The organism is Bradyrhizobium sp. (genome assembly GCF_049581145.1).
GTDB lineage: Bacteria > Pseudomonadota > Alphaproteobacteria > Rhizobiales > Xanthobacteraceae > Bradyrhizobium.
Genome location: NZ_JBAURI010000365.1, coordinates 1 through 18,560, shown reverse-complemented (window position 1 = coordinate 18,560; position 18,560 = coordinate 1). Strand labels below are relative to the sequence as shown.

14 protein-coding genes and 1 pseudogene are annotated in these 18,560 nt (G+C 63.9%); 3 read left to right on the top strand and 12 right to left on the bottom strand.

Annotated features, from left to right (window positions below):
• Both WCB02_RS11945 and WCB02_RS11940 read left to right on the top strand, forming a co-directional pair.
• Positions 1-1,013 (top strand): MBL fold metallo-hydrolase (locus WCB02_RS11945; RefSeq protein WP_423958396.1); only part of this gene is annotated, 1,013 nt, incomplete at its 5' end.
• A 5-nt stretch (positions 1,014-1,018) separates the two neighbouring features.
• Positions 1,019-1,498, top strand: coding sequence for a CinA family protein (locus tag WCB02_RS11940; protein WP_423958394.1), 480 nt, complete (start codon positions 1,019-1,021; stop codon positions 1,496-1,498).
• A gap of 219 nt (positions 1,499-1,717) precedes the next feature.
• Here WCB02_RS11940 and WCB02_RS11935 read toward each other — a convergent pair whose 3' ends face one another.
• From WCB02_RS11935 to WCB02_RS11890, 10 genes are all read right to left on the bottom strand, one after another.
• The gene (locus WCB02_RS11935) at positions 1,718-3,109 is read right to left on the bottom strand and encodes an HlyD family type I secretion periplasmic adaptor subunit (protein ID WP_423958393.1); all 1,392 of its coding nucleotides are present in this window, start codon (positions 3,107-3,109) and stop codon (positions 1,718-1,720) included.
• Positions 3,106-4,854 (bottom strand): type I secretion system permease/ATPase, encoded by a 1,749-nt coding sequence (locus WCB02_RS11930; protein ID WP_423958391.1) that lies wholly within the window; start codon positions 4,852-4,854, stop codon positions 3,106-3,108. The genes WCB02_RS11935 and WCB02_RS11930 overlap by 4 nt, the downstream gene beginning before the upstream one ends.
• Positions 4,855-5,055: 201 nt before the next feature.
• Entirely contained in the window at positions 5,056-5,325 is a 270-nt protein-coding gene (locus WCB02_RS11925) for a GlsB/YeaQ/YmgE family stress response membrane protein (RefSeq protein ID WP_423958389.1), read from the bottom strand.
• 115 nt (positions 5,326-5,440) lie between these two features.
• Positions 5,441-6,439, bottom strand: coding sequence for an ABC transporter ATP-binding protein (locus WCB02_RS11920; RefSeq protein ID WP_423958387.1), 999 nt, complete (start codon positions 6,437-6,439; stop codon positions 5,441-5,443).
• Complete coding sequence (locus tag WCB02_RS11915) at positions 6,436-7,851, bottom strand: amidase (RefSeq protein ID WP_423958386.1); 1,416 nt, start codon at positions 7,849-7,851, stop codon at positions 6,436-6,438. Before WCB02_RS11915 ends, WCB02_RS11920 begins: the two co-directional genes overlap by 4 nt.
• Complete coding sequence (locus WCB02_RS11910; protein WP_423958385.1) at positions 7,848-8,045, bottom strand: hypothetical protein; 198 nt, start codon at positions 8,043-8,045, stop codon at positions 7,848-7,850. The genes WCB02_RS11915 and WCB02_RS11910 overlap by 4 nt, the downstream gene beginning before the upstream one ends.
• 19 nt (positions 8,046-8,064) lie before the next feature.
• Positions 8,065-9,120, bottom strand: a complete 1,056-nt coding sequence (locus WCB02_RS11905; RefSeq protein WP_423958383.1) for an ABC transporter ATP-binding protein — start codon at positions 9,118-9,120, stop codon at positions 8,065-8,067.
• Positions 9,121-9,125: 5 nt separating this feature from the next.
• Positions 9,126-10,004: an ABC transporter permease gene (locus tag WCB02_RS11900; RefSeq protein WP_423958398.1), complete on the bottom strand. Its 879-nt coding sequence runs from the start codon at positions 10,002-10,004 to the stop codon at positions 9,126-9,128.
• A 28-nt stretch (positions 10,005-10,032) separates the two neighbouring features.
• On the bottom strand, positions 10,033-10,986 hold the full coding sequence (locus WCB02_RS11895; RefSeq protein WP_423958381.1) for an ABC transporter permease: 954 nt from the start codon (positions 10,984-10,986) through the stop codon (positions 10,033-10,035).
• A gap of 175 nt (positions 10,987-11,161) precedes the next feature.
• Complete coding sequence (locus tag WCB02_RS11890; RefSeq protein ID WP_423958380.1) at positions 11,162-12,799, bottom strand: ABC transporter substrate-binding protein; 1,638 nt, start codon at positions 12,797-12,799, stop codon at positions 11,162-11,164.
• 245 nt (positions 12,800-13,044) lie between these two features.
• Between WCB02_RS11890 and WCB02_RS11885 the strand changes: the two genes are divergently transcribed.
• Positions 13,045-14,640, top strand: a complete 1,596-nt coding sequence (locus WCB02_RS11885) for an ABC transporter substrate-binding protein (RefSeq protein ID WP_423958378.1) — start codon at positions 13,045-13,047, stop codon at positions 14,638-14,640.
• A gap of 28 nt (positions 14,641-14,668) precedes the next feature.
• Here WCB02_RS11885 and WCB02_RS11880 read toward each other — a convergent pair whose 3' ends face one another.
• A complete protein-coding gene (locus WCB02_RS11880) occupies positions 14,669-16,897 on the bottom strand; it encodes a CHASE2 domain-containing protein (RefSeq protein WP_423958377.1) in 2,229 nt (742 codons plus the stop codon).
• 176 nt (positions 16,898-17,073) lie between these two features.
• Positions 17,074-18,560, bottom strand: a pseudogene (locus WCB02_RS11875) (hypothetical protein); the annotation flags it as partial.

The window sequence follows — 18,560 nt, the reverse complement described above, 5'->3', positions numbered from 1 at the left end:
TAGCCGGGGCACTGCTGCCCGCGACTGCACACGCCCAACAGCAGCTGCCATTGACAGACCCGCCGCCGCTGGGCTTTTCCGATGTCGAGATCAGGACCACCAAGCTTGGCGACGGCCTGTATATGCTCGAAGGCCAGGGCGGCAACATCACCGTGGCGGTCGCCAAGGATGGCATCATCATGGTCGACGCCGAATTCGCGCCGCTCCACGACAAGATCAAGGCCGCCATTTCGTCATTCTCGCAACGACCGATCAAATACCTGATCGACACCCACTTCCACGGAGATCACAGCGGCGGCAACGAACGCTTCGCCAGGGACGGCGCGATCGTCGTCTCTGAGGTCAACGCGAAGAAGCGGCTCGCAGCCGGCAGCACCGACGGGCTGACCGGCATCAGGACGCCGCCGGCGCCGGCGCACGCGCTGCCGGCACAAACCTACACCGGCTCGTTGCGGATCAAGCTCGACGGCTGCATCGCCGACCTCACCCACATCGCCAATGCCTATACCGACGGCGACACCTTTGTCTGGTTCAAGACCGCAGATGTGCTCGCGACCGGCGACACCTTCACCAACGACCGCTATCCCGATATCGATTTCGCCAATGGCGGCAATATCGACGGCATGATCGCGGCGGCCGACACCTATCTCAAGCTGACCGACACCAACAGCCGGATCGTGCCGGGCCACGGACCGATCGCCGACAAGGCGGCGCTATTGGACTTCCGCACCATGCTCGGCGTCGCGCGCGATCGCATGGCGGCGCTGGTTCAGGAAGGCAAAACCGAGGACGAGGTGCTGGCGCTGAAGCCGTTCGACGATCTCGATGTCAAATGGGCGACGAGCGAACAGGCCAGCCGGAACTTTGTCCGCGTGGTCTATCGCTCGCTGGCCGAGAAGTCGCCGGGCGGCAAGCCCGACACAGGCAAGCCAGCGCCGGCGTGGATCAAGCGGGAAGTCAACAAACCTGAGGTCAAGAGGCCAGTGATCGGGCAATTCCTCCGCCGGAGCTGAACAGAATGCAAGAGCTTGTCGCCGTCGCCGCGCAGATCGCCCCCAAACTGATCGAGCGAAAGCAGACCATCGCGGTCGCCGAGTCCTCGACCGGCGGCCTGATCTCCGCAGCGCTGCTCGCGGTTCCCGGTGCGTCAGCGTATTTTCTTGGCTCGGCGGTGGTCTATACGCGAGATGCGCGCCGCATGCTGATGGAGATCCCCGATGATGCGATGAAGGGAATCCGTTCGGCGTCGGAGCCTTATGCGAAGCTGCTGGCGACGCAAATACGCGGCCGTTTTGCCAGCACTTGGGGCCTGTCGGAGACCGGCGCCACCGGACCGACCGGCAACCGTTATGGCGACGCACCCGGCCATAGCTGCATGGCGCTCGCGGGGAGCGAGACGATCGCGATCACGCTGGAGACCGGCAGCGCCGACCGCCTCGCCAACATGCAGGTGTTCGCCAGAACCGCTCTCAATCTGCTGCTGCGGAATTTGCAATAACAAGACCACCAACCGCCGCCCCGGCGTTGAGCCGGGCCCATAACCACAGGGCATTGCGAAGCACTGAGCGGCCTCACCGTCGCAGCGACAAGGGCCTGTGGTTATGGGCTCCGCCTCCGCGGGACGACGCTGTGGATGGCTCGGAGGAATCGCGACATCCTGGGCCTGCTGCGATCGGTCGCTTCGTGCATATCCTGCGAAAGACAGCGCAGACGACCATCACTTCTCGCGGAACGCGCGCATCAACTGGTCGTTCAGCGGCTTCATCAGGTAGGACAGCACGGTGCGCTCGCCGGTCTGCACGAAGGCTTCCGCCGGCATGCCCGGGATCAGCTTGACGTGACCGAGGCGAGCGATTTCGGTTCGCGGCATCGAGACGCGAATCGTGTAATAGCTCTGCCCGGTGCGCTGGTCGGTGGTGACGTCGGGCGAAACGCGACTGACGACGCCGTTCAGTTCCGGCGTGGTGCGCTGGTTGAAGGCGGATAGCCGCAACAGCGTCTTCTGGCCGACCTGCAGCTTGTCGATATCCTGCGGGTTGACCTTGGCCTCGACCTGCAGATCATCGCTCTGCGGCACGATCAGCATGATGGCGTCGCCGGCATTGATCACCCCGCCCACCGTATGCACCGTGGACTGCTCCACGACGCCGTTTTGCGGCGCGCGGATGTCGACCCGCCGCAACTGATCCTCGGCGGTGACCTTGCGCTCGATCAACTCGCCGATCTTGTCGTTGGTCTCGCGCAGATCCTTGGAGACTTCGCTGACCATGTCCTTGTCGACCTGGATGATCTGCAGCTCGGTCTCGGTGATCTTGCCCTTGGCCTGGGCCCTGGAGGCGACATATTGCGCGCGCTCGCCGTTGAGGCGAGCAGCGTCGCGCTCCAGCGTGGTCAGGCGCGAGATCTGCACCAGATGCTGGTCGTAGAGCTGGCGGACGCCGGCCAGCTCCTTTTCCACCAGAGCGATCTCCTGGTCCTTGGCATTCTGCTGCGCCGTAAGCCCGTCGATTTCCTCCTTCAACTGGGTGATGCGCTCGCGCATCTGCGCCTTCTGCCCCGTCCGGCCGTTGACGCGGACCTCGAACAGCTTGGTCTCGCTCGCCATCAGGCCGGCAACGTCGGGATCGCTGGCGCGGGACGTGAGCTGCGGCGAAAACCTGATCTTGTCGAGGCCGCGCTGCTCCGCCTCCAGCCGCGCGGCGCGCGCCATCGAGGCGTCGAGAGTCTTGGTGACGATCGCCAGATTGGCCTTGGTGACGGTGTCGTCGAGCCGCACCACGACGTCGCCGGCCTTGACCACGTCGCCATCGCGCGCGAGCAGTTCGCCGACCACGCCGCCGGTCGGATGCTGCACCTTCTTGACACTGGATTCGACGACGATCTGTCCCGGCGCGATCAGCGCGCCCGAGATCTCCATGGTCGAGGCCCAGCCGCCGAAGCCGCCGGCAAGAACGATGACCATGGCCAGACCGATGATCAAATGCAGCCGGATCGAGCGCCGCGCGCCCCGCAGGTCGCTGCCGCTCAGCAGCAGGCTCTTGAACCGACCTATCCGGCTCTTGACCTGATCCAGGAGGTAGCGCGCGGCCATGTTCATGGTGAGGTTCATGACTTGGCAACTCCCGAGTCCGAGACGATCTTGATCGGCGCGGGCGCGGTAACCCGCGGCTGCAGCACCTGCGCCAGCACGGTTTCCTTGGGCCCGAACGCCTGCATGCGGCCGTCCTTCAGCACCAGGATCTGGTCGACCCCCTCGATCCCGATCGGCCGGTGCGCGACCACCACGACGATGGCGCCGCGCTCGCGCGCGCCGCGCACCGCGCGCGTCAGGGCCTCGTCACCCTCGGTGTCGAGATTGGAATTGGGCTCGTCGAGCACGATCAGGAACGGATCGCCATAGAGCGCGCGCGCCAACGCCAGGCGTTGCGCCTGCCCCGCCGACAGCGCGGTGCCCTGTTCGCCGACTTCGGTGTTATAGCCGTCGCGCATCTTGACGATCATGTCATGGACGCCGGCTTCCTTGGCTGCGGCGATGATGCCGTCGGGCTTGGCCTCCGGATCGAACCGACTGACGTTCTGCGCGACCGTGCCGGCGAACAATTCGACATCCTGCGGCAGATAGCCGACATGACGGCCGAGCAGGTCCGACGACCATTGATCGAGCGCCGCGCCATCGAGCCGTACCTTGCCGCGGACCGGCTGCCAGACGCCGACCAGCGCCCGCACCAGCGAGGACTTGCCTGATCCGCTCGGCCCGATGACGCCCAGGCCGCTGCCGGCGGAGAGCGCGAACGTCACGTCCTGCACGATGACCTTCTGGTCGCCCGGCGCCACGATGGCGAGGCCCTCGACCGACAGCTGGCTCGACGGACTCTGCAGCAGGGTCGGCGTGGCCTTCACCGGCATCTGTTCCAGGAGCCGGTTGAGGCGATGCCAGCTCTGCCGCGCAGCGACAAAGCTCTTCCAGTGCGCGATCGCGAGATCGACCGGCGCCAGCGCCCGAGCGCTCAGGATCGAACCGGCGATGATGATGCCGGCGGTCGCCTCCTGGTGGATCACGAGGTAGGCGCCGACGCCGAGCACCGCCGACTGCAGCATCATGCGCAGGACTTTTGCGATCGCGCCGAGACCGCCGGCGACGTCGCTAGCACGCTGGTTGCCGGCGAGATATTTCTCGTTGGCGTCGCTCCAGCGTTTGGTCAGCCGGCCCGACATCCCCATCGCAACCAGTACTTCGGCGTTGCGCCGGCTGGCCGCGGCGAGATCGTTGCGGCGCGAGGCGAGTCCGATCGCCTGGCGCGCCGGCTGCCGCGACATGTATTCGGTGATCAGCGTCAGGCTCACCAGGATGATGGCGCCGGCCAGCGCGGTGACACCGATCAGCACATGGAAGGCGAAACAGATCGCCAGATAAAACGGCAGCCACGGCAGGTCGAAGAATGCGCTCGGTCCCATGCCGCCGAGAAACGAACGGACATTGTCGAGATCGCGCAACGGCTGCAGCCCCTCGTTGCGCCCGCCGATCATCAAGGGCAGCCGCACGATGGTGTCGAAAACCCGCGCATTGAGGGCCTCGTCGAGCGCGGTCCCGACCCGGCCGAGGATGCGGCTGCGGATCACGTCGAGCACGCCCTGGGCCATGTAGAGTCCGGCGGCAAGCACGATCAGACCGATCAGGGTCGGCACGCTGCGGCTCGGCAGCACCCGATCATAGACCTCGAGCATGAACATCGAGCCGGTCAAATAGAGCAGATTGATGATGCAGCTCATGACGCCGACACCGATGAAGGCGCTGCGGCATGCGCCGAGTGCTTCACCCAGTTCGGAACGCCGGACAATTGGCGCGACTGCCATCAATTCCAAATCTCTTCAAAGAAGGGGCGATGCCCCCGATTCATCAGGAAATTTCAAAGACATGCAACGTCGCATATTACCTATTCCGAGCCCCATCGTGCAATGGTATCCGATTAACCTAAACGGAGTTGCCAAATGGCCAAAGGGGGCCAACCAGCGGAGCCCCCTTTTCAACCTTCAGAATATCGCGGCAGGCCGCGGTCAGAGCCGGCCGCCAGTCCGGACCAGCCGGACGACCAGCAGCAGAATGACGGCGCCGATCGCGGAATAGACAATCTCGGAAACGAGGCCGGTGCCGAGATGAAAGCCCAATCTTGGAAACAGCAGGCTGGAGATCAGCGCCCCGGCGATCCCGACCAGGATGTCGCCGAGAATGCCAAAGCCGGTGCCCTGGACGATCTTGCCGGCGAGCCAGCCCGCAACCAGACCAACGAAAAGAACGACCAGAATACCTTGATTGGATAGCTGCATGAAATCTTCCCCGGCGTCCACACGCGCAATCATTGCGCAATGGGCGGAACCCTAGCCACAAAGGCTGAAGCTGACGACCAGAAACCCCTCGATCCCGGGATTCGACGCCGGCCTGTTACGGCGCGACCACAGTCGGCGCATGCGCAGTCTCGGCGCGTTCGGCGAGGATGCATCGCGCGAGACGCGCCGGCCCGACCTGGACGTTGGGCGGCACGGCCTCGACGCAGCGCGCTTCGGCGAACGCGCAACGCGGTGCGAACGAGCAGTCGTGCGGCGCCTTGTCGAGCGAGGGCGGCGTCCCCGCGATCGTCTCGAGCCGCTGCCCGCGTTTGGCGCCGTGGACGGTGGAGGCGAGCAGACCGCGTGCGTAAGGATGAAGCGGCGCGCGCACCACGTCGCGAAGCGTGCCCTGCTCGACGATCTGGCCGGCATACATCACCGCGATCCGGTCGCAGATTTCGATCGCGACCCCGATATCGTGGGTGACGAAGATGACGGACATGCCGAATTCGCGCTGCAGCTCACGGAGCAACAGCAGGATCTGGATCTGCACGGTGGCATCGAGCGCCGTCGTCGGTTCGTCCGCGAGCAGGATCTTCGGCTTGCAGGCGAGCGCCAACGCGATCATGGCGCGCTGCCGCATGCCGCCGGACATCTCATGCGGATAGGCGTCGAGCCGCCGCTTGGCCGACGGAATGCGCACCACATCGAGCATTTCGAGCGCCCGCACACGCGCCTCGGAATGGCTCTTGCCTTCGTGGCGCATCACGGTTTCCGCGATCTGCCGGCCGATGCTGTAGACCGGATCGAGCGCGAGCGCCGGCTCCTGGAAAATCATCGAGACGGTGCGGCCCCGGAACGCCGACAGTTCCTCCTCCGTCAGCGCCAGCACGTCGCGCCCCAGGACCTTGACGCTACCCGAGATCAGCGTGCGCTTCTTCGGCAACAGCCGCATCAAGGCCCGCAAGGTGACGCTCTTGCCGGACCCGGACTCGCCAAGCAGGCCAAGCACTTCGCCATCGGCCAGTGAGAGGCTGAGATCGTTCACGGCATAGACCGTGCGCTCGCCGGTGAAGCGAATGTTGAGGCCGGAGATCTCGACGAGAGGGTTCATGCCGGCTCTGGGACCTTGTCGTGGAAGTCGGTGGCGCGCTGGAACGCGGCGCCGATCGTGAGCAGGGTCGATTCGTCAAAGGAGCGGCCGATCAGCTGCATGCCGACGGGAAGGCCGGCCCTGGTGAAGCCCGCAGGTACCGCCAGCGACGGCAGCCCGAGATAGTTGATCGGACGGGTGAACCGGGTCAGGCGCTGGATCACCGCTTCGGCGCCGGGACCATTGCCGACATCGCTCTCGGCGAGCGTTGGAGCAGCGACCGGCGCGACCGGCGCCAGCACGGCATCGACGCCGCTGGTTGCCGCGACATGCCCAGCGAGCGCAGGCCCACGCCAGCGCAACGCCTCCAGATAGGTCACGCCGGGGATTGCGAGCCCGTTCTGCAGCCGCATCAGCACCTGTGGGCCGTAATCCTGCGGCCGCTCGATCAGCCAGCGCTTGTGAAAGGCGGCCGCCTCGACCGCGAGGACGAGCTGGCAGGCGGCGGACAGCTGACGCTGATCGGGCAATTCGATGCGAACGATATCGGCGCCCTCGCGCTTCAGCACCGCGATGGTGTCGTCGAGAATGCGGGCCACCTCGGAATCGAGATCCTCGACATAGAACGAGGTGGGCACGCCGATCTTGAGGCCCTTGATCGAGGCCGCAGTCGCGGCGACGTAATCACCAACCGGAGCGTGGCTCGCCGTGAGATCTTCGGGATCCGAGCCCGCCATCAGGCCAAGCAGCAGCGCGCAATCCTCGGCGGTGCGCGCCAATGGTCCCACGGTGTCGAGCGATTGCGACAGCGGCATCGCGCCGGCGCGGCTGACGCGGCCATAGGTCGTCTTCAAGCCGGTGACGCCGCAGAAATGCGCGGGCATCCGGATCGAGCCGCCGGTATCCGAGCCGAGCGCCGCGAAGGTCAGGCGTGCCGCGACCGCCGCGCCCGAGCCCGACGACGAGCCGCCGGTGATGTGATCGACATGCCAGGGATTGTGGACCGCGCCATAGTGGCTGTTGTGGCCGGTCGGCCCATAGGCGAACTCCACCATCTGAAGCGCGCCAAGACGGATCGAGCCCGCATCCTTCAGGCGCTGCAGCGCGGTCGAAGTAGTGGCGGGGACGAAATCGCGCCGGATCCGGGAACCGCAGGTCACGACCTTGCCCGCGTCGTAATACATGTCCTTGTGCGCCAGCGGCACGCCGTGCAGGGCTCCGCGATCTTCGCCCCTGGCAAGCGCCGCGTCGGCTGCCCCGGCCGCTTTCAGCGCGGCCTCCGCTTCGATGGTCATGAAGGCATTCAGTTTCGGCTGCCACTGCGCGATGCGATGCAGGCACGACCGGGTCGCTTCGTGGGAGGACAGCCGCTTCTCCGCGATCGCCTGAGCGACCGCGGTCAAGGTCATCAAGGCCGGTTCGGTGCTGCTCATTTCGAGACCTTCATGGTTTGCGCCAGCAGGAAGCTCGCCGGCTCCAGGTCGAACGGCAGCGTGCCGGCAATCGGCGCAAAGCCCTCGAAGGCGGGCCCGATGGAGCCCGCGACGCGCGCGGCGATCTCCGCGTCGATGGTCACGCCCGCGGTCTCGGCGATCGCCTTGATTTCTTTTGCGCTGGGTTTTGTCATGAGCCTCTCATTTCGCCGGTCATTGCGCCGCCGGCGCCCGGCTATGGCCTGAGCCCGGAATCGCCATATAGCACGCGGCCTGATGACCCATTGTACCGAGCGCGGTGAGTTTGGGAGTAGCTTTTGCGCAGAGCGGCTCCGCGAAAGAACAGCGCGTGTGAAACCGGCAGCCGGACGGCGGATCGATCGGGTTGGGCGGATCGCCAGAGATCGGCGGCGTTTGGGTACGGTTGTCGGGATCGGACGACGGCATCGCGGCGAGCAACGCCCGCGTATAGGGATGCGCCGGAGCGTCCCACACCTCGTCCACCGGACCGAGTTCCACGACCTCGCCTAGATACATCACCAGCACGCGGTCCGAGATGTAGCGCACCACGTTGAGGTCGTGGCTGATGAAGAGATAGGTCAGGCCAAACTCGCGCTTGAGGTCGCTCAGCAGATTGAGCACCTGGGCCTCGACCGATTTATCCAGTGCGGAAACCGCCTCGTCGAGGATCACGAGCCGCGGCGACAGCGCCAGCGCGCGCGCGATGTTGACACGCTGGCGCTGGCCGCCGGAGATTTCATGCGGGTAGCGATCGGCGAAAGTCTCCGGGCGCAAGCCGACCTTGCCGAGCAGCTCCCGCGCCAGTGCGCGGGCGCGCGAATCCGCCATGCCATGCACTTTCGGCCCGAAGGCGATGGATTCCTCCACCGTGAGGCGCGGATTGAGCGAGGCGTAACTGTCCTGGAACACCATCTGCATGCCGCGCCGCAACTCGCGCAACGACAGCGCCTCGCCGACCTGCATGCCGTCATAGACGATGTCACCGGCATCGCGCGCCATCAGATGCATCAGCAGCCGCGCCGTGGTCGACTTGCCGCAGCCGGACTCGCCGACAATCCCGACGGTCTCGCCCTTCAGGATCGCAAACGACACATCATCGACCGCGCGCACGGTCTTGCGTGCGCCGAACGCACCGCCGCGCACCGGGAAATGCTTGGTCAGCCCGGTCACCTGAAGCAGCGGCTGCGCCACGCCGCCGCGATCCTCGACCGGTTCGAGCTTCTCCACCACGGCAGTCATCGCTTTCATCGGCATCAGTTCCGGATATCCATCGCGCTGCGCAGGCCGTCGCTCAAGAGGTTGAAGCCGATCGACACCGCGAAGATCATGGCGCCGGGCAGCGCCGCGACCCAGGGATTGACGTAGATCGCGGTGCGCAGCGTGTTCAGCATCAGGCCCCATTCCGGCTCCGGCGGTTTGGTGCCTAGCCCGAGGAAGGACAATCCGGCCGCGAGAATCATCGACACCGAAATCAGGCCGGTGGCGTAGACGAAGATCGGGCCCAGCACATTGCCCAGAATATGCACGCGCATGATGGTGAAGGGCCCGGCGCCGGAGGCGCGGGCGGCTTCGACGAAATCCATGTTGCGCACGCCAGTGGTAACGCTTTCGGCGACGCGGGTGATCTGCGGCACGAAGATGATGGTCAGCGAAACGATGGAGTTGATGATGCCGGCGCCGAGCGCCCCGGAAATCGCTATCGCAAGCAGCACCGACGGAAAGGCGTAGAACACGTCGACCGTCCGCATGATCGCGGTATTGACCTTGCCGCCGACATAGCCCGCGACCACGCCGAGCGAGCTGCCGATGGCGAAAGCGAGCAGCACCGGCAAAATGCCGATGGTCAAGGACAATCGGCCGCCATAGATCAACCGCGCCAGCATGTCGCGGCCGAGTTCGTCGGTGCCGAGCGGATAGCCTGATGTGCCGATATGGCGCAGGCGCCGGATCATCGAGCCCTGATAGGGATCGGCCAGGCCGAGCCATGGCGCGACCAGAGCCGACAGGAAGATGGCGATGAGGACCAGTACGCAGGCCATGGTGACCCTGTCGCGCAGGATGCGGCGGCCGACGGTCGCCCAATAGCCGCGCGCGTTCGCCGCCGGCGCCGCCTGCAGCGCCGGTTCGGAGATCGCGCCGATCGGGGTGATACTCACGCGTCTAGCCTCGCTTGATGCGCGGATCGATCGCGGCCTGCGCGATGTCGACCAGGAGATTGAGGATCACGAAAAACAGCGCCAGCACCAGGATCGTGCCCTGCAGCAGCGGCAGGTCGCGCTGGAAGATCGCGGAATTGAGCAGCAGTCCCGATCCCGGCCACGAGAACACGGTCTCGATCAGGATCGAGCCGCCAAGCATATAGCCGAGCTGCAGCCCCATCACCGCAAGCGCGGTCGGCGCCGCATTCTTGACGACGTGGCGGAACACCAGGGTTTCACGCAGGCCCTTGGCGCGCAGCGCCTCGACAAAATCCTGGCTCAGGATATCGCCGGTCAGCGCCCGCACGGTGCGAGTGACGATGCCCATCGGAATTACCGAGGTGGTGATCGCCGGCAGGATCAGATAGCGCAGATGCTGCCAGTCCCAGTCCCAGGCGCTGGAGCCGCCTGGGCCGGCGCCGACCGCGGGCAGCCAGTTCAATTCCACCGAGAAGATGATGACGAGCACCATGCCGAGCCAGTAGTGCGGCACGGAGACGCCGGCAATCGCGATCGAGGTCGCAAGCTTGTCGACCCAGGTGTCGCGAAAATAGCCGGCGATCAGGCCGAACAGCAGGCCGAAGGAAAAGCCGATGCTGGCCGCCGCAATCGCCAGCGTCACGGTGTTGCCGACCGCGCGCAGGACTTCGGACAGCACCGGTCGTCCGGTCGCGATCGAATTGCCGAGATCGCCATGGATCGCGCGCCACAGCCACAGGCCGAACTGCACCGGCAGCGGCCGGTCGAAACCATAGATGGTGCGCAGTTGGGCCGCGAGCTCCTGGGATGCGTCCGCCGGCAGCACCGCAGCCAAGGGATCGCCGGGCGTGATGTGCACCAGCAGGAAGCACACCAGCGCCACGCTGAGGATGATCGGGATCACATAGATCAAGCGCCTGGCAACGTAAGCGAGCACGGATCACCTTCGTTCAATCGGCAGTCCCAGACTTGTTCACGAGCTGCAACTGCCTCTTATTTCGTCACGCCCGGTCGTGTCCGGGCATCAACATCTGTTTCCGGTCGAGGCGTTGATCGCCGGGACATTCAGATGACGGTGAAACCGTCAAGACGCCGTCGTACGCCAGCGAGCGCTAGGGCGTCATCGTGATCGACGAGAAATCCACGAACCAGCTCTTCGGCTGCACGAAGCCGTGGATCTTCGGACTCATGGCGCGCGGCGCCACGTCGTGGGCGACGTAGAGGAATGCCGCGTCGTCGACCGAAGCCGCGTGCAGTTCGGCCAGCACCGCGTCTCGAGCGGCCGGATCGAAGGTCTGCCGTGCCTTGGTGACCAGCGCATCGAACTTCGGATTGTTGATGTAGCCCCAATTGTTCGAGACCGGAGGCGCCATCGAGGATTGCAGGAAACGCACCAGCGCGAAGAACGGATCCATCGCCGCATAGGTCACATTGACCGCATTGGACCCGTTGGCGGAAGGATCCTTCGCGCCACGCCGCCAGTTGTTGAGCAGCGTGTTCCACTCGATGACATCGAGCTGCACGTCGAAATAACATTCGGCGAGCGCCTGCTGCAGATATTCGTTCATCGGCAACGGCATCATCTGACCCGAGCCCGAGGCCGAAGTCTGGACCTTGACCGAAAGATGCTTGTTCGGGCCGTAGCCTGCTTCCTGCATCAGTTTCTGCGCCGCCGGCTTGTCGTATTTGATCTGGAAGGTCGGGTTTCCCCGCCAGGGATGGCCTGGCTCGAAAGTACCGGTCGCCGGCACCATCAGACCGCCAAGCAGGCCGTCCTTGAGGCCTTCGCGATCGATACAGAGATTCGCGGCCTTGCGGACACGGATGTCGTTCCAGGGCGAGCCCTCCGCGCGCGAGAATTGCCACGGCCAGACATGGGGCTCCTCATTGCTGTAAAGCACAAAGCCGCGTCGCTTGATTTCGGCGAGCGCGTCGGGCGCAGGCGCTTCGATCCAGTTGACCTGTCCGGACAGCAATGCGGCGGTGCGCGCATTCGCTTCCGGCATCGGCAACAACACCATCCTGTCGACATGGGGAATGCGCGCCTTGTCCCAGTAATCTTCGTTCTTGACGAGTTCGAGCCTCTCGCGCGGCGTGAAGCTCGACATCTTCCAGGGGCCGGTTCCGGAAGCGTCGCGAGCGAACGCGTCCCAGGCGGCACGCGATTTCGCCTGGGCATCGGCACCGGACGCAGCGTCGTAGAACTTCTGCCACTTCGCAGGACTCGCCATGAATAAATTGGTGAGGTTGAACGGGAGGAAGCTGTCCGGCTCTTTTGTGGTGAGTTCCACGGTGAGGTCGTCGATCTTGCGCGCCGAAATCAGCGTCGGCATCCGCGATGCGGTCAGGCCCACCTGGCTCGGGTCGAATTGCGGCGCGTCCTGCTTCAGGACCTTGTCGACGTTCCAGACCACCGCGTCGGCGTTGAAGGGCGCGCCGTCGTGAAATCTGACGTTCGCGCGCAGCTTGAACAGCCATTTCGTGTGATCGTCATCATTGACCTTCCATTCGGTCGCGAGCCCCGGGATCAGCGCACTCGCCTTGTCGGCGGACGAGAGATCCCACATCGTCAGCGCGTCATACATGGTGAGACCGGTGAAGCGGTTGCCCTCAAAACCCTGATCGGGCTGCCCGACCGTGCGCGGAATATCGGCAGCGGTCATGCCGATGCGCAACACGGTTTCGGCACGGGCGCGAAGCGGCAGACCTGTCGCCGCCATCAGCAGCAACCCGACGACGGCCCGCAGCATGCTGCTCTTTCCGGATCTTTCCAAACGCATCGTCACAAGTTCCTCTCGGCCTCACTGGCTAATTCTTATGCAGCCGTATGCAACGGCTGTGCCAATGATGACCTGCTGAAATCGTTTACCTTTGCGATCACAACTCTTTGTGCCCACCCGGGAATGACAGTCAGGTTGCCCAATCTGGCATCAAGCTTGCTTCTAAGGGTTTCGAATTACCGTCCATCAAGACACCGTCCAACCGGAGCTATTTCATGCGCTTCCGAATTTCGATGCTTCTTGCCTGCCTCGCGCTCGTTCTGCCCGCGGCCTCCGCGCAGGCCGAGACCGTGGTGCGCTATGGCATCTCGATGGCGGATATCCCGCTGACCACGGGTCAGCCGGATCGCGGCGCCGGCGCCTACCAGTTCACCGGCTATACGATCTACGATCCCCTGATCTCATGGGACATGAGCGTCGCCGATCGGCCGGGCAAACTGGTGCCGGGACTTGCGACCGAATGGAAGGTCGATGACAACGACAAGACGAAGTGGCGCTTCACCTTGCGCAAGGGCGTCAAATTCCACGATGGCAGCGACTTCAATGCCGATGCGGTGATCTGGAACCTCGACAAGGTCTTGAACGACAAGGCGCCGCAATTCGACAAGCGCCAGAGCGCGCAGGTCAAGACCCGCCTGCCTTCGGTCGCGAGCTATGCCAAGATCGACGATTATACGGTCGAGATCACGACCAAGAACGTCGACTCCTTTTTTCCCTATCAGATGCTGTGGTTCTTGATTTCGAGCCCAGCGCAATATGAAAAGCTCGGCCGGGATTGGGACAAGTTCGCGAGCCAGCCGTCCGGCACCGGCCCGTTCAAGCTGACCAAACTGGTGCCGCGCGAACTCGCCGAACTGACCAGGAACGCCGATTACTGGGACAAGAACCGGATTCCAAAAGTCGACAAGCTGATCCTGATCCCGATGCCGGAAGCGCTGGCGCGCACCAACGCGCTGCTCGCGGGCCAGGTCGACCTGATCGAGACGCCGGCGCCCGATGCCGTGCCCCAATTGAAAGCAGCGGGCATGCGGATCGTCGACAACATCACCCCGCATGTCTGGAACTATCATCTGAGCGTGCTGCCGGGATCGCCCTGGACCGACATCCGCCTTCGCAAGGCGCTCAATCTGGCGATCGACCGCGATGCGGTGGTCGGCCTGATGAACGGTCTCGCCAAACCGGCCAAGGGCCAGGTCGATCCATCGAGTCCGTGGTTCGGCAAGCCGACCTTCGACATCAAATACGATCCGGCGGAGGCCAAGAAGCTGGTGGAGGAAGCCGGCTACTCCAAGGAGCATCCGCTCAAGACCACCTTCATCATCGCGCAAGGCGGCACCGGGCAGATGCTGTCGCTGCCGATGAACGAATTCCTGCAGCAGAGCTTCAAGGAAATCGGCATCGATATCGACTTCAAGGTGGTCGAGTTAGAGACGCTCTACACGCATTGGCGCAAGGGCGCGGCCGACGAGATGAATGCCGGCATCACCGCCAACAACATCGCCTATGTCACCTCGGATCCGCTCTACGCCATCATCCGCTTCTTCGCGTCCGACCAGATCGCGCCGACGGGCGTCAACTGGGGCGGCTACAAGAACCCGAAGGTCGACGCCCTGATCAACGAGGCCAAGCAGACCTTTGATCCCGCCAAGCAGGACGCGCTGATCGCGCAGGCGCACGCCCTGGTCGTCGACGACGCCGCCCTGGTGTGGGTGGTGCACGACACCAATCCGCATGCGCTGTCGCCCAGGATCAAGCAATTCGTGCAGGCTCAGCACTGGTTCCAGGACCTGACCACCATCGGAGTGGAATGATTGTGCGCAGCTATTCTGCCGTCGCGCCCTACTTCGTCAGCAACGCATAGGCGCCGTTCCAGTCCTCCGGCGGCGGATCGCTCTGATAGCCGCGGATGCGCGCCTCGTAGAGACGATAGAGCGACGCCAGCACGTGCGCCTCATCGGTCCGGCGCCCCCGTTCGATGGCCGCCAGCGCGCCATCCCAGTCGCGATTGCGGTAACAGGCCAGCATTTCGATCGTGAGATTGCGCAGCCGCTGGAAACGTTCGGATTGCGCGGTGTCCTCGCGGCCGGCGATGGCATAGATCACCTCCGGCTCTTTCTTGCCCTTGACCATGATGAAGTCGAGCTCGAGAATTGCGAACTTGTCCTTGACCGCGAGGGCGGTCCTGGAGCCGACGATGATCGGAAAGCCGTACTCCTTGCTCTGCCCCTCCAGCCGCGAGGCCAGGTTGACGCTGTCGCCAAGCACCGAATAGTCGAAGCGCAGGTCGGATCCCATATTGCCGACCACGCAGGTGCCGGTATTAAGGCCGACGCCGATATTGAGCGGAAGGTAGACGTGGCCGCCCTGCTTCGCCTCGAGCTCGCGCTCTTTGTTCACCTCTTCGATCCGATCGAGCATGTCGACCGCGGCCGCGCAGGCGTTGAGCTGATGCTCCGTGTCGTCGAGCGGCGCGTTCCAGAACGCCATGATGGCGTCGCCCATGTATTTGTCGATGGTGCCCTTGCGCGCCAGGATGGCGTTGGTCAATGGCGTCAGGAAGCGGTTCATCAGCCGGGTCAGGCCCTGCGGATCGTGCTTGTAGGTCTCCGAGATCGAGGTGAAGCCGCGGACATCGGAGAACATGATGGTCATCTCGCGCTCCTCGCCGCCGAGCACGAGCTTTTCCGGCGACTGCGCGAGCTGAGCGACCAGGGCCGGCGACAGATATTGACCGAATGCCGAGCGAATCTGCCGCCGTTGCGCCTGCTCGCGGACGAAGCTGGTGAAGATCAGGGTCAGATAGATCGCGGTGGTCGACAACAACGGGTAGGTAAAATCGATCAGCAGGCGCTGTCGTGTGTAGAAATACCAGGACACCCCGATCAGAACCGATGCGAACAGCGCGCCGACCACAACCAGCGTGACCGGCCCGAGCCCCGGAGCGAACATGATCACCAGGGCTCCGAGCAGCAGCGCAACGCCGATTTCGAGGACCAGGCCGTAGGAAGGCCGCGACAGCAGCGATCTGGTCAACGCGGCTTCAAGCACCTGGGCGTGGACTTCAACTCCCGGCATCGTCGGCGATACTGGCGTCGTCTTGATATCGTTGAGCCCGACCGCCGATGTCCCGATCAGCACCAGCTTGCCCTGGATCCTTTCGGACGGAACGCTTCCATCGAGCACGTCGGCGGCCGAAACATAGATCGAGGGATCCTGATGGGCAAAATGGATCCAAAGTTGGCCGTTACGATCGGTTGGAAGCTCCAGTCCTCTGAGGGCCACGCTCGTGATGCCCTCCTTTCCGGATTTGATAATGATGGTCGGAGTGCCAGTCACCAGCCGCAATATCTCGAAGCTCAGCGATGGCATGGTCGCATCCTGGGCCCGCATCATCATTGGAACCCGCCGGATGATGCCGTCGCGCTCGGGCTTGATCGTGATCAGGCCACGCCCTGCGGCCGCCTCTTCGAGGAAATGGACATTGCGCAAGAGGCCCGGGAAATCGAACAGGAAGCGCTGTGGATCCTCGCCCAGCATCGCAAATCCCGTCAGCGGCAGCGTTTTGTCGAATTCAGCCTCGACGCTGGACAGACCGGTTTCGCCTAATACCACCCGCGAGCGCTTTATGGCTTCCGCGAGAATTTGATCGTTGCTCGGCAGCGCGCGCAACTTGGCGCGGGTTACCTCATCGAGATATCGCATCGAGTCGGCAACGATGTCGGGGTTGAGCCTGTCAGGCTCGGCGAATACGACGTCGAAAGCGATCACGACGGCGCCGAGCCTGGTCAGGTTGACGATCATGTCCGCGATCCGCGTCCGCGACCACGGCCACTGGCCCAGTTTGGCCAGGCTTTGTTCGTCGATATCGACGATGGTGACGGGCCTCATCGTCTTCACCCGCGGGGCGATGACCTGGAAGTTGTCGAAGGTCCGGACGCGAAGTTCTTCGACCGGAGCCGGATCGAGAATGCGCAGTGCGGCGAAACCGACCAGCAGCACGAGGCAGATCAGCCGCGCATAGCCGAACCTTCGCGCAAACCACCGTCGCAATGTGCTGAGACGCTTCATGCTGGTTGGATGTTACGCACTTGCTGGTGTTGCGCACTTGGCGCGCCGATCCGAGAAAAGCTGGAACTGGCATTACCATATCCGGGAGTACCTCGATATTTGCAAGGCAAAACAGCACCTCGCGGCACCGCGTCGCCGCTGCAATTTGGCGCGCGGCAACGTCGGCCAAGGACCGGCTAAACCAGATGGAAGTCGTGCGGATGCGCTGTGAGCTGCGCGACGGTGACGCCCGCCAGCATGATCTTGGCGTGAGCCGCATCCGTGATGATCGTGTCGTGACCGGAATTGGCCGACTGGGCACTGGACAGGATGGCAGCCACATTCGCGAACAGCGTGTGGTCGATGTCGATCGTATCGTGGCGCACGTCGAAATCGCCGATGGTGGCGCTGTCGAAATTGGGTTTGAAAACGAAGGTGTCGTTGCCGCCATTGCCGAAGACCGTCACGCCGCCGCCGACGTGGACGAAGGTGTCGTTCCCGGCGCTGCCGTTGACGACGCCGGCCTCGCCCGACCCGCTCAACGTCGTATGGAAATCAGAGCTGGTGAAATTGCCGCGAGCGGAGCCGTTGTTGGACAGCTGCGATCTGTCCGGGATCGTCGGATGGCCGTTCGGGTCTTCCTGCACCGTGCCGGCCGAGATCGTGCTGGTCTCATGCTGGCCGTTGCCGTCGGTGTACGAGACCACCACCTGCAGCTTCTCGCCTTCGTCCCTCTCACTTGGCGTATAGCTGTCGTTCGAGCCGTTCTGCACCGCAGTCCAGTGTTTGCCGTCGGTCGAAGTCTCGAATTCGTACGTCGCACCCGTCACCGGCTGGCCGCCGTCCGTGATCGAGGCCGTCAATTTGACATTCTCGGCCGCATTGCCGTGGGAATTGAGCCCGCTGAGCACGCCGGGCGTTTCGGTGACGTCGGTGCCGCCCGAGCCATCGCTGGACGCGCTCCAGCTTGAGCCGAGATAGTCGCCGGTGAGCTTGATGTTCGCGACGTCGACCCCCTTGACGAAGACTTCGAGGGTTCCTCCGGAGGTGTCTCCCCTGTAAACGAACGTCGGATCCAATCCATAGGCAATGTCGCCGAGATCGAGCTTGTTGTCGTCGAGACCGGTAATCGTGCCGGAGAACGTTTCAGCGTCATCCAGCTTGAGGGTACCGGTCGAGCCGGCCGCGAAGCTGACGATGGCGGCGGAATAGGCGCCTGACGCGCTGTCGCCCAATTCGAGGAACGAGGCGCCGACGATCTCGGCAGTCCCCGAGAGGGTGCCGTCGATGATGAGCCGGCCGCCATCGACCTCCAACGTTCCACCCGCATTATTGGCGAAACTGGAGGCGGAATCGATCGTCAGCGTGCCGCTCGTGACCTCGAACGTCCCGCAATTCGTGATGGCGACGCCACGGAGCGCGCTGATTCCGCTGGCATCGAAGATGCCTGCAATATCGATCACGGCGCCGCCGATGGTGGAATCCGCGAGGTCGATAGTCGATCCAGCGGTATCCGATATTGTGCCGTGGAGATTGAGGACAAACGTCGAGGCCAGATCGAGTGTCCCGCCGCCGATCGCATCCAACACGCCGGCGTTCGTCATCAGTTCACCGGTGATGTCGAGCTGACCTCCATCGGCTTCCAGCGCGCCAAAATTAGCGAGCGTGAATGGCAGATCGGAAG

Bases quoted from the DNA above. Each gene is read 5' to 3' on its own strand.
- WCB02_RS11910 (WP_423958385.1), bottom strand. From the start codon at position 8,045: ATGACAAAACCCAGCGCAAAAGAAATCAAGGCGATCGCCGAGACCGCG.
- WCB02_RS11890 (WP_423958380.1), bottom strand. From the start codon at position 12,799: ATGCTGCGGGCCGTCGTCGGGTTGCTGCTGATGGCGGCGACAGGTCTG.
- WCB02_RS11940 (WP_423958394.1), top strand. From the start codon at position 1,019: ATGCAAGAGCTTGTCGCCGTCGCCGCGCAGATCGCCCCCAAACTGATC.
- WCB02_RS11920 (WP_423958387.1), bottom strand. From the start codon at position 6,439: ATGAACCCTCTCGTCGAGATCTCCGGCCTCAACATTCGCTTCACCGGC.
- WCB02_RS11935 (WP_423958393.1), bottom strand. From the start codon at position 3,109: ATGAACCTCACCATGAACATGGCCGCGCGCTACCTCCTGGATCAGGTC.
- WCB02_RS11915 (WP_423958386.1), bottom strand. From the start codon at position 7,851: ATGAGCAGCACCGAACCGGCCTTGATGACCTTGACCGCGGTCGCTCAG.
- WCB02_RS11930 (WP_423958391.1), bottom strand. From the start codon at position 4,854: ATGGCAGTCGCGCCAATTGTCCGGCGTTCCGAACTGGGTGAAGCACTC.
- WCB02_RS11905 (WP_423958383.1), bottom strand. From the start codon at position 9,120: ATGAAAGCGATGACTGCCGTGGTGGAGAAGCTCGAACCGGTCGAGGAT.
- WCB02_RS11925 (WP_423958389.1), bottom strand. From the start codon at position 5,325: ATGCAGCTATCCAATCAAGGTATTCTGGTCGTTCTTTTCGTTGGTCTG.
- WCB02_RS11880 (WP_423958377.1), bottom strand. From the start codon at position 16,897: ATGAAGCGTCTCAGCACATTGCGACGGTGGTTTGCGCGAAGGTTCGGC.
- WCB02_RS11885 (WP_423958378.1), top strand. From the start codon at position 13,045: ATGCGCTTCCGAATTTCGATGCTTCTTGCCTGCCTCGCGCTCGTTCTG.